We start from the raw sequence: 11014 nt of genomic DNA, 5'->3' as shown, positions 1-11014 counted from the left end.
CGTCGCAACGCCCTCGGGTTCCGCAACCTGATCAACTACCGCATCCGGTCGCTACTGCACTGCGGAGCCCTCGCACTCTAAATCCGGAAGAGCCGGGTAAGGCCCGTCAGCCACGCCGATCTTGAGCCGGTTGTCGTTGAACAACGGATTACTCATGCCGGGCCACCGTTCCCGAAGGCGACGACGTCCATCGTCTTCTCGCCGCCGGGACGGGCCTTGTCGCGCGGTTTCCGACGCGGGGCCGGGGTGCGGAACGCGGCGTTCGTCACGCCCGGCTGGTGCTCTTTCGTGATCATTTCCTCGTCCTTGAGTTGTCGAACACGAAGATCGACACGACCGGAGATGGTCGCCGCGGTCGCACGGGGTGGTTCGGTGCTGCCCATCGGCCAGGACGCCTGCCGCGGGGACAAAACCCGCAGGGACCGGCTCCACGTAGGGACAGGCCGATGCGGAGTTCGCCGGCCAGAGCCTGACTCTAGGGCGCGGAGGGCTCCGCGGCGGTGACGACGGTGCCGGTCCGGCGCGCCGTACGTGGCAGCAGAGCGACGCTGACGAGGCTCAGGATCGACACCACCGAGAGATAGCCCGCGATAGCCGTGGAGGAGCCCGTGGTGGCGAGGATCGTGGTGGCGACCACCGGCGTGATACCCCCGCCGACCACCGAACCGAGCTGGAAGGCCAGCGATGCGCCCGTGTATCGCATGCTCGGGGAGAACGCCGTGGTCACGATGATCGCCTGGACACCGACCATCGGGCCGAGGACGACGGCCAAAACGGCGAGTGCGCCGAAGACTCCGGCAACTGTGGCGGTGTCGAAGAGTGCGAAGGCGACGAAGACCACCACCACTGATGCGCCCGTCCCCGCGAGGAACACCCGGGTCGGGCTCATCCGATCGGAGATCCGGGCCGAGACCACCACCGCGGCCAGGAAGACCAGCGCGGCGGCACTGATCAGCAGGAGCATGGTCTTCTGGGGAATCCCGACCCCGGTCCCGTAGGACAGCAGGTAGACCGAGAACAGGTAGCCGAGGGCGGAGGGCGCCAGCGAGACGCCAGCCCCGAGGACGATGCTCAGCGGGTTGGTCGTGAGCACCTCGAGGACCGGGAGACGGCGGACCGCTCCGTCCCGACGGGCCGCCTCGAACACCGGGCTCTCCTCGAGGCGCAGTCGGACGAACAACGCGACGACGACCAGCATCGCGCTGAGTACAAACGGGATGCGCCAGCCCCATGCCACAAAGCTGGCGGGGCCGACCACCAGGCTGGTGAGGAGGAAGACCAGGTTGGACAGGACGATCCCGGCCGGGATGCCCATCTGCGGAAACGAGGAGAAGGACGCCCGTCTCCCTTCTGGGGCGTGCTCGGTGGCCATGAGCACCGCGCCACCCCACTCACCCCCGACGCCGAGACCCTGGACCAGCCGGAGCAGGATCAGCAGCACCGGCGCGGCGGCCCCGATCTGCGCATAGGTGGGCAACAGGGCGATGCAGAACGTACCCAGGCCCATGATCAGCAGGGACGCGACGAGGGTCGGTTTGCGGCCGAAGCGGTCTCCGAAGTGGCCGAACAGGATCCCGCCCACGGGCCGGGCGACGAAGCCGGACGCGAACGTGCCGAACGACGCGATGAGGGCGGCTGCGGGGGAGAGGTCGGTGAAGAACTGCGGCCCGAAGACGATGGCGGCCGCGGCTCCGTAGATGAAGAAGTCGTACCACTCGATCGTGGTGCCGAGGAAGGTGGCGGCGGCAACTCGACCGGCCTTGGCCTGCCGCGGTTCGGGAGAGACGTCAGACATCGGTGTCCTTCGGTAGGGTTCGGCACTGGGCCGGTCCGACAGCCGGGAACGTTCACGACGGCCGGGCGAGCGCGGTCGGAGTGTTCGCCCGCCAGGGCGATCTGCGTGTCAGTCGGACGGGACGGTGTTAGGCGGTGACGGGCACCAGCAGGTGGGAGTCGAAGCGGCCGCCCGTGTGGATGATGTGTGCACCTCGGTTCACGGTGTCCTCGTGCCGGGCGAAGACGGTGGGCTTGGGGTACTTGTGCACGTCGGTGCCCTGCACGACCAGCCGGAGCCGGTCACCCGGTTCGAAGCTCGTGCCGGACGGAAGGATCTCGATGTCGAGCCGGGTCGGCTTCCCGGTCTCGAGGCCGAGGAGCCGCTGGTAGGCGAGGACCGGCATGTAGTCGGTGGATCGCTCGACGTCGAGCTCGCGGTGCGAGGCACGGAGCCAGCCCAGGGCCACGGCTCCGTCCTCGAAGTTTCCGTAGTAGGGAAAGGTCACGACCTCTCCGGCTGCGTTGATCTTCCAGACCGCCAGGAAGAGGTCGAGGTCGTCCGCCTCCGCGGACATATAGAGTGTCGCCTTCATGTGGCCGACGAGTTCGACCGGGCGATCGAAGGCGACCTCGAACTCGGCGCGATGCGCCCCGGGACCGCTTCCGGCGCCGTCGTAGGTGGCGACGTGCTCGTCGGTCGGCAGCCTCCAGTTGAGGCTGCCGTCGCCAGCGTCGAGGAACAGCTTCGTGTAGGTGGTGCGCGCCGGTGGCCATTCCTGCTCCGCGCGGACGGTTACCTCGCCGCAGGACCGACGAACCTCGAGCCGTGCCGGCGGCCAGTTCGACAGTTCGTTGTCGATTCCCTTGAGGTAGTGGTCGAAGAAGGTTCGCTGGCGTTCGACGCTGCCGGGCTCGTAGTAGTGAGCCCATTTCTTCCCGCCGTGGATCTCCAGCCATTTGTCGGGAGAGGAGATGCGGGTGAAGCCTTCGATCGTGCCTCGGGTGTGCAGCCCCTGGTCGCTCCAGCTCGCGACGACGTATGCCGGCGTCCGTATCCTGGCCAGGTCAGCGGATTTGCTCTGCCAGAACTCGTCGTAGAACGGATGCTCTGCGGTTTCGCGTTCCAGGTCCTCGATCTGCGTGCGGCTCGCTCCCCAGCGATCCCAGAGGTAGGGCCAGAACCACGTGGAGGGAATTCCGCCGTGCCGGACCACTTCCCGATAGGTGTCAGTCCAGCCCTCGTACGGGTTGATGGCGGCAAGGTGCGGAGGTTCCAGTTCGGCCACGCGCCACTGCGAGACCGTCAGATAGGAGACGCCGGACAGCCCGACCTTCCCGTTGCTCCACGGCTGCGTGCCTGCCCATTCGATGAGGTCGTAGAAGGCGAGCGCCTCTTCCGGTGAGCAGTACGTCGCCGCTCCCTCGGAGTTCCACGTCCCGGGCAGGTCGGCCAGCACGACTGCATAGCCGTGGCTCACCCAGTACACCGGATCGGGGCACTCGAAGGCGGTGTGGCGACTGGTCCATTCGTCCTTGACGCCTGCGTCCGGAAAGATCTTCTGGACGGGGAGCGGGTTGTGCTTGCCGTAGGGCATCCAACTGATCAGCGGCGGAGCCGCCACCGCGTCGTCCAGGGGCCGGAAGACGTCGACGAAGATCGTGTCGCCGGTCCGCAACGTGACCGGGACGTCGCGCTCGACGAGCATGCCGTCCTCGACCGTTCGGCGGTACTCCGCCTCGGCCCCTCCGCGGGATTCCGGCGTCATCCGCGGTGGCCGGAACCGGTACTCGAAGTTCGACATCGCACCTTCTGTTTGTGTCGCCGAGAAGAGCTTGACCGACCCGGGAGTCACCTGGGCGAGGAGTGCACATAGCCTCCGGTGGCCCGAGACTGCGGCGACGGGCGAGCTGGTCGCCGGGATGTCTACCGGAGGACCGGGTCGCAGCGGACACAGTTGTCCGTTCAATGGTCACGATGGACGCGTCGGGTGTCGGCTACAGCGCGCTGGCGGTCGGACTGCGAGCGGGTCGCCACCCGAGCATGCGAGAAAGGGCAAGCCCGCTCGTCACGACCGAGGGGAGGGTGGCGTGGGGTTTCACCGATCCTGCGCGCACGACGACGGAGAGTGCGGCGACGACCCGACCCTCGGCATCCATGATCCGGGTTGCGACCGAGTCGGCGTCATCGGTGAACTCTCCGCGTACTATCGCCGTGCCCGTTCGCCGGCAGGCGGCCATCTGACTGCGCAGCTCGACCGGATCGACCACCGTGCGGTCGGTGTAGCGGCGCAGTGGTCCACTCAGGACCTTGTCGATGAGCTCCTGATCAGCGTGGCTGAGCAGCACCTTCCCGACCCCACAACAGTGCAGCGGCTGCCGCCCTCCCACGTGCGACGCGAGCGGAAGCGCACCGGGCGCGGACAGTCGTTCGATGATAACGGCTTCCTGTCCCTCCAGGACCGCCAGCTGAACGTGCTGCTGCAGCGCGGTGTAGAGGTCTTCGAGGAAGGGCTGCGCCAGCGTGCGCAGCGATTCGGTGAGCGGCGCGAGCGTCCCGAGCTGCCACAGGCGCAGGCCGACGGTGTAGCGCCCGGAGTCGTCGCGCTGCAGGGCTCCGACACTCACCAGCTCCAGGACCAGCCGGCGAACGGTGGCACGTGACATGCCGGTCATCCGCGTCAAGTCGGCAACGCTCAGGCACGGGTGATCGCTGCTGAAGGCGAAGAGCACCTCGAGCAGACGCGAACTCACCGTTCGCCCCGGGTCGTTGGTCCTGGGCATTCGACCTCCTCCTGACACGGGCGTCGACGATGCCGCCCGCCGGGGCACTGTAGTCCTTCAACTGTTCATTCAACGGGCAAGGGCGCCCGGCCGCACGACCGTGCCCTCAGCATGAGCACCGAGCGAGTTCGCACGTACCCTCGTTATCGATTGCGGAAGTGGGTTGCAAGCGGGATGTCCAGTACAACGACGGCGAAGCCGGAGGTTGTCATCCTGGGCGGCGGGATCGGGGGGTTGGCCGCGGCCGCCTTTCTCGATCGCGCCGGCTTGACGAGCACGATCTATGAACAGGCCAAGGAGCTCACCGAAGTGGGCGCCGGGCTGGTCGTCGCGCCCAACGCCGCGCGCCTACTACGTCGGCTGGGTGTCCTCGACCGCTTCGCGAAGCGGGCGGTGACGCTCGCAGTCGGATGGGAGTTCCGCCGCTGGAGCGACGGCACGGTCCTGTCGGCCGAGAACCTCGACGCGGCCTGCACGCGCCTCTACGGCGAGGAGACCTACACGGCCCATCGGGCCGACCTGCTCGACGCCCTGCGCTCCGCCGTTCCCCTCGACGCCGTCCGGCTCGGCAAACGGTGCATCGACCTCACCCTCGGCGGCCCCCGCCCGACGGTGCACTTCGCCGACGGGGAGGTGGTCGAGGCCGACGTCGTGATCGGGGCCGACGGGGTGCACTCGATAGTCCGCGGCGCCGTCGCGCATCCCGAACCGCCGACCGACTCGGGCATCTGCGCCTTCCGCGCCCTCGTCCCCGCCGATCGCGCACCGGAGTTCGCCCGACGCAACGCCCAGACGCTGTGGATCGGTCCCGGCCACCACCTGGTGCACTACCCCGTGTCGGCCGGGCGCCTGATCAACCTGGTGGCCTTCGCCCCGGCCGGGGGCTACTCGGTGGAGTCGTGGAGTGCGACGGCAACTGTGGACGAGTTCGTCGCCGAGTTCGACGGTTGGGACCCGAGGTTGGTCGACCTGATCCGGGCCGCCAACAGGCCGGGCCGATGGGCGCTGCTGGACCGGGCGCCCCTGACCCGGTGGAGCGCCGGGCCGGCGACACTCCTGGGGGACGCCGCCCACGCGATGTTCCCGTTCTTCGCCCAGGGGGCGGCCCAGGCCATCGAGGACGCGGCCGTCCTCGCACGCTGCCTGGCCGACGACGCCGAGCAGCCTGCACGAGCAGTTCGCCGCTACGAGGCGCTGCGCATCCCGCGCACCAGCCGACTCCAGCAGATCAGCCACGCCAGGTCACTCGTCAACCATCTCCCGGACGGCCCGGAGCAACGAGCGCGTGACCGTTCCTTCACCGACACCGACCCCCTCGTGTCCAACGGCTGGATCTACGCCTACGACGCCGAGCAGGTGGACGCTCCTGCCGTGGGCGCTCGATGAGGTTCGTCCACGACACCCTGCCGCAGCGCGTACGGTTCGCCACCGGCGAGGCGGCGGAGCACCTCGCCCAGGAGGTCCGGAACCTGGGGGCCACCCGCCTGATGGTCATCGCCAGTCGGCCGCAACGGGTGGTGGCCGAGCGCTTGGTCACCGATCTGCCCGTGGCCATCTGGCATCACGACATCGCGATGCACGTGCCCCGCCCCGTTGCGGAGCGGACATGCCATATCGCTGCCCTCCACGCCGTCGACTGCCTGGTCTCGGTCGGCGGCGGATCGACGACCGGACTGGCCAAGGCCGTCGCGCTCAAGACCGCCCTGCCCATCATCGCCGTCCCCACGACGTATGCCGGTTCGGAGGCGACACCGGTGTGGGGCATGACGGAGGACGACCACAAGCAGACCGGCGCCGACCCACGGGCCCTTCCCCGCGCCGTCATCTACGACGCCTCGCTGAGCCGGTCCTTGCCGGTCGACATCAGCGTGGCGAGCGGGCTGAACGCGCTTGCCCACAGCATCGACTCCCTATGGGGGCCCCGCGCCAATCCGGTCAACGCGACCCTCGCAGCGGAGGGCATCCGGGCTCTCGCCATCGGCCTCCCCTCGGTCAAGGCCGAGCCGGACGACCTGGCGGCCCGGGAACAGACCCTTTACGGGGCCTACCTCGCCGCCACCGCGTTCGCCTCCGCCGGCGCGGGCCTCCACCACAAGATCTGCCACGTCCTCGGCGGTATGTTCGGCCTGCCGCATGCGCAGACCCACGCCATCGTCCTGCCCCACGTGCTGGCGCTCAACGCACCGCACGCCGAGGACGCGGAACGCCGGATAGCTGCGGCTCTCGGGGCGCCCACCGCCGAGGGCGGACTAAGGCACTTCCGGGAACGCCTCGACCCGCCCGTCGCTCTGCGCGACCACGGCATGCCGGCCAACGCCATCATCCCCGCCGCGGAGGCCGTGCTGGCAGAGGCGCCGCCTCAGAACCCGGCACGACTCAGCACCGACAATCTCACGGCCCTTCTCCGGGCCGCCTGGGAAGGACGCCTGCCATGACCGTCCCGCCGGAGCAACAAGCTCGGGAGGCAGAACTGGCCCATCGGGTCGAGCGCTCGTTCGACGCGTGCACCAATCCACGCCTGAGAATGATCATGACCGCGCTGGTGCGGCACCTGCACGACTTGATCCGCGAGGTCCGCCTGACCGAGCACGAGTGGACCCAGGCCATCGACTTCCTCACCCGTTGCGGCCACATCACCGACGACAAACGGCAGGAGTTCATCCTCCTGTCCGACGTGCTTGGCAGTTCCATGCAAACCGTCACCGTGAACGACCAGGCCTGCGGCGACGCCACAGAAGCCACTGTGTTCGGCCCCTTCTTCGTCGAAGGATCCCCGCAGATACCGGTCGGTGGGGACATCGCGTTCGGCGCTGTCGGAGAGCCGTGCTGGCTCGAAGGCACGGTCACGGGCGCGGCCGGAGAGATCATCCCGAACGCGCGCATCGAGGTCTGGGAAGCCGACGAGGACGGACTCTACGACGTGCAGCGCGGAGACGACCGGATCGCCGGGCGCGCCCATCTCTTCACCGGCGACGACGGGCGCTACTCCTTCTGGGGACTGACCCCCACGCCGTACCCCATCCCCCACGACGGGCCGGTCGGCCAGCTGCTCCGCGCGGTGGGCCGCTCGCCCATGCGGGCGTCGCACCTGCACTTCCGGGTGTCCCATCCCGACTATCGGACCCTTGTCACGCACATCTTCGTGCGGGGAGACCAGCTGCTCGACTCCGACGCCGTCTTCGGCGTCAGGCCGTCGTTGGTCAAGGACTTCGTGCGTCAGCCGATCGGCACACCGACGCCAGACGGCCGAGTCATCCCCGATAAGACATGGAGCCGAGCGCAATTCGACATCGCCCTCGCCCCGACGGATGCGTGAGGCTACCTTCCCTACCGCTGCAGCCGCCGGCGTGCTCATTCAGTAGTGACTACCACGTCTGTTGGGGCCGCGTGTTAGCCCACAACCGCGTCCGTAGTCTGCTGCACGAGCGGCGCAAGCACGACACGAGCAGGCCCCGGGTGGTCTCGATCGCGACAGGGGGATCGGCGCGTCGAGGCTGTCGCCGTGGGCGGCGAGCGCCTCGAGGAGCTGGTTCCAGCCGTCTATGTCGGCCGGGCCGGACGGCGCGACCATCGGCCCTGGACCCGCGCTCGCATCCGGCGGCCCGGCGCAGCTGGGCGAGCGCGGAGGCGACCCCGCCAGAAGCGCGAGCACGCCGTGGTTGATGTGCGACCAGGGCGGCCGGGCCCGATGGGGGCGAGGCCAGGACACTTCGAGCCCGGCGCGCGTCTTGTCGATGGTCGAAGCTGACACCCGCGGCGTGCGATGCACCGGCGCGGGTTTGTGCGGTGCTCGCCGCACCGGACGAGGTCCGTGGCGAGGTCGTCCACGACCCGGTCCCTTGGGATCATGGACCTCGAGGCCGCAACTCCCGCCAGAGGGCCGGGGTGCTGAACGCGCCGTTGGTCACAGCCCGGCCGATGCCCTGTAGGGGAGGCGCGCATGGGCGCGCGACTGATGCGAGCGGCAGGACTGGGGAAGCGGTGAACAGGGGCACGCCACGCGACGACGACACGGTTGCGGTCGGGGTGGTCGGCGAAGCGACCGAACTCGAGGAATCCGCTCGGCAACGGCATCGGCGGGCAGGGCGTGGCGCGCCACCTCCGCGCTTCCTGCGCTCGTCGGCTGCGACGGTCAGCAGCAGGGTCTCCTCGGGGTCCCCGACGACGGAGTGGATCGTGACTTTCACGTCGGTCCTCCAACAGCGAGGCGCATCGGGAACTGGTCGTGCTTGATCCGGACACCACGAAGCGTCCACAGGTCGTGCGTGGTGAGGCTGGCTGGCGGCCCTGACCACCCCTTGATCGGTGCGCGCGGGCCGCGAGATCGGCCGGATCTCGGTGCCGTCGGCGGGGCTGCGGGTGGTCAGCCGCCTACCCTCCGCGGCGGGCACGCTGCGCCCGTCGATCCAGTGGTCAACCGTCGGAGTTCACGTCGGCGAGCAGCCTGGTGCTGGCCCGGTTGGCCACCGAGATCGGGTTCCCGCTACCCAGCCGTGCGCATCGTCCGGGTTCGGTGCGCGCGTGTAGACGGCGAACATCGGCATGCGGGCGGCTCCAACGGGTGAAGGGAACGATGCACAGGACGACAGAAGCGGGTGGAGCGCGCAGGTCGGCGATCGCCGTACCGGGCGGCTGCCGGGCACGGCGATCGCGAGACGTTCAGAGCAGCGGGCTACTGCCGGGGAAAGCCCGCCTCACGCAGGCGCGTGCCCCAGATGCCGGACTTTCCGGGCGCAATGATTCCGTTGGGGTCGAGGGCGTCCTTGATGGTTTCGTTGAACCGGCGCTGTGCGTGGTGGTTGAAGCCGAACTGGTCGGCTGCGAGGTCCATGAATGACAGGTGGGCGCGGTACTCCCCGTACCCGAGCTTGCCCGCCGTCGCGACCATTCGTTTGGCGTGCAGATAAGCCGCCTGCACCTGACCCTCGTTCTGCCTGTCGAAGGGGATGATGTTGACCATCGCTGCCGATCGAGCGTTGATCGGCAGGATCCCCATCAGGTAGTCGAAGCCCGCCTCGTTGCACATCCTCGAGAACAGGTTCTGAGCGGCCTGAGTGTGCTTCGCGGTCATCGGGACCACCGGCGAGAAGTCGACGTGGCCGCCCTGGTCGCCTCCCGACCATCCGGCCATCTTGTAGAGGTCCATGCTCGGAACGCCGATCTGGACGCGCTCGCTCGGGTTGGGCAGCGTCTCCCACGCCTCGGGGCCGTGCTTCTGCCCGATGACCGTGGCCGTGCTGATGGCCTCGAAGCGCCCTCTTGATCTTCGCGAAGTTGTGGTCGACGACCGACTCGTCGCCGTACAGCGCGAAGCGCATCAGCCAACGTCCGAGACCGAGTTCCTTGGCGATCTTGTCGATGATCGCGTCGGGCATCGAACCCTCGCCGTCGTACCAGTCCGCGCGAGCGGTCAGCATGGACGCCATGCAGAGGGTGTTGGTGATCTGCGGACGCATGTTGATCGTGCCGTCGAGCATGAGGCCGCGCAGCGCGTCGACCACGGCGGGCATCTGTGAGTCGTCCCAGAGCTGGAGCCAGAGGGGCATGTAGATCTCGGGCTTCGGCATCAGCCAGTAGCCCATCTTGGTCACGATGCCGTAGTTGGACTGCATGAACAGCTCGGTGGACGTCGGGCCGAGACCGCGCTTGTAGAGCGGCCACGTCGGGTTGTTGTCCATGGCGCCGGAGCCGGTGCGAAGGAGGTCGCCGTTCGGCAGGACGACCTCGAAACCGCAATGCGATGCCTGGTCGAGGCTGTACGGCAGGTAGGTCAGTCCGTGCTCAAGGGTGTTGGACACCACGCCGCCCCAGCCGATGTCGACGACGGAGGCGACGAGGCGGTGTCCGCCGGCTTCAATCGCATCGTGCAGGTCGAACCAGGTCACTCCCGGCTCGACGATGGCGTAACCGAGCTCCTCGTTGATCTCGAGGATCCTGTTCATGTTGCGGAAGGACAGCATCAGCGAGCCCGGTAGCTGGGGTGCGGCGCCGCCGTACCCGTTGTTCCTCCCGCGACTGACTGGCCAAACCGGGATCCGGTGCTGGTTGGCGAGACGGACGATGGCCCGGACGTCCTCGACACTGGTGGGACTGACCACCGCCGACGGGATATTCGTCGCGGAACCGGCATATTGGAAGGGATCCTGGAATTCCGCAATGGTCTCGGGATCAGCGGCGAGCTTGTCCGTACCGATCGCCGTAGCGATGGCGGCGAGGGCGCGGTCCAGGTCGCCATCTGTGAGCCCGAAGGGGACCGGCCTAATGATCTCAGAGGTGACGTCGGTTGAGCTTGGCCCCTGAGGCCGGACACCTCCTCTGAGGCGGACCTCGTCCGCCGGGAAGGATGTCGTTCGTGCCCGCTTCTCACCCGCCGGAGTTCCGGCAGCGCGCCATCGACCTTGCGCGTTCGAAGGTCAAGCCCGTCGCCGAGATCGCGAAGGACCTGTCGATCTCCGAG

At 68.4% G+C, this 11014-nt stretch carries 9 protein-coding genes and 1 pseudogene; 4 read left to right on the top strand and 6 right to left on the bottom strand.

The window, feature by feature from the left end; genetic code table 11:
* Positions 1-152: 152 nt before the first annotated feature.
* The 4 genes from AB0B41_RS41080 to AB0B41_RS41065 all read right to left on the bottom strand — a co-directional run bounded on the left by AB0B41_RS41080 (position 153) and on the right by AB0B41_RS41065 (position 4557).
* Positions 153-383, bottom strand: a complete 231-nt coding sequence (locus AB0B41_RS41080; RefSeq protein WP_358212448.1) for a hypothetical protein — start codon at positions 381-383, stop codon at positions 153-155.
* Positions 384-475: 92 nt separating this feature from the next.
* Complete coding sequence (locus tag AB0B41_RS41075) at positions 476-1795, bottom strand: MFS transporter (RefSeq protein WP_358212447.1); 1320 nt, start codon at positions 1793-1795, stop codon at positions 476-478.
* A 127-nt stretch (positions 1796-1922) separates the two neighbouring features.
* Entirely contained in the window at positions 1923-3578 is a 1656-nt protein-coding gene (locus AB0B41_RS41070; RefSeq protein WP_358212446.1) for a CocE/NonD family hydrolase, read from the bottom strand.
* Positions 3579-3771: 193 nt separating this feature from the next.
* The gene (locus AB0B41_RS41065) at positions 3772-4557 is read right to left on the bottom strand and encodes an IclR family transcriptional regulator (RefSeq protein WP_358212445.1); all 786 of its coding nucleotides are present in this window, start codon (positions 4555-4557) and stop codon (positions 3772-3774) included.
* Positions 4558-4731: 174 nt separating this feature from the next.
* Between AB0B41_RS41065 and AB0B41_RS41060 the strand changes: the two genes are divergently transcribed.
* Genes AB0B41_RS41060 through AB0B41_RS41050 form a run of 3 tightly spaced genes read left to right on the top strand, consistent with a single transcriptional unit; the run spans position 4732 to position 7873 of the window.
* A complete protein-coding gene (locus tag AB0B41_RS41060) occupies positions 4732-5943 on the top strand; it encodes an FAD-dependent monooxygenase (RefSeq protein ID WP_358212444.1) in 1212 nt (403 codons plus the stop codon).
* Entirely contained in the window at positions 5940-6992 is a 1053-nt protein-coding gene (locus AB0B41_RS41055) for a maleylacetate reductase (protein WP_358212443.1), read from the top strand. Before AB0B41_RS41060 ends, AB0B41_RS41055 begins: the two co-directional genes overlap by 4 nt.
* Positions 6989-7873: a dioxygenase gene (locus AB0B41_RS41050; protein WP_358212442.1), complete on the top strand. Its 885-nt coding sequence runs from the start codon at positions 6989-6991 to the stop codon at positions 7871-7873. The genes AB0B41_RS41055 and AB0B41_RS41050 overlap by 4 nt, the downstream gene beginning before the upstream one ends.
* Before the next feature lie 1356 nt (positions 7874-9229).
* On the opposite strand, the gene AB0B41_RS41045 is transcribed toward AB0B41_RS41050, so the two are convergent.
* Positions 9230-9703 (bottom strand): FAD-linked oxidase C-terminal domain-containing protein, encoded by a 474-nt coding sequence (locus AB0B41_RS41045; protein ID WP_358212450.1) that lies wholly within the window; start codon positions 9701-9703, stop codon positions 9230-9232.
* Between the two features lie 76 nt (positions 9704-9779).
* Between AB0B41_RS41045 and AB0B41_RS41040 the strand changes: the two genes are divergently transcribed.
* Entirely contained in the window at positions 9780-10073 is a 294-nt protein-coding gene (locus AB0B41_RS41040; protein ID WP_358212449.1) for a hypothetical protein, read from the top strand.
* A 183-nt stretch (positions 10074-10256) separates the two neighbouring features.
* Here AB0B41_RS41040 and AB0B41_RS41035 read toward each other — a convergent pair.
* Positions 10257-10655 (bottom strand): annotated as a pseudogene (locus AB0B41_RS41035) (FAD-dependent oxidoreductase); the annotation flags it as partial.
* Positions 10656-11014 lie beyond the last annotated feature (359 nt).

The sequence above is a fragment of the Pseudonocardia sp. NPDC049154 genome, from assembly GCF_040648315.1.
Lineage (GTDB): Bacteria > Actinomycetota > Actinomycetes > Mycobacteriales > Pseudonocardiaceae > Pseudonocardia.
Note: the sequence above shows the minus strand (reverse complement) of the source record. Positions and strands in the feature narration are given on the sequence as shown.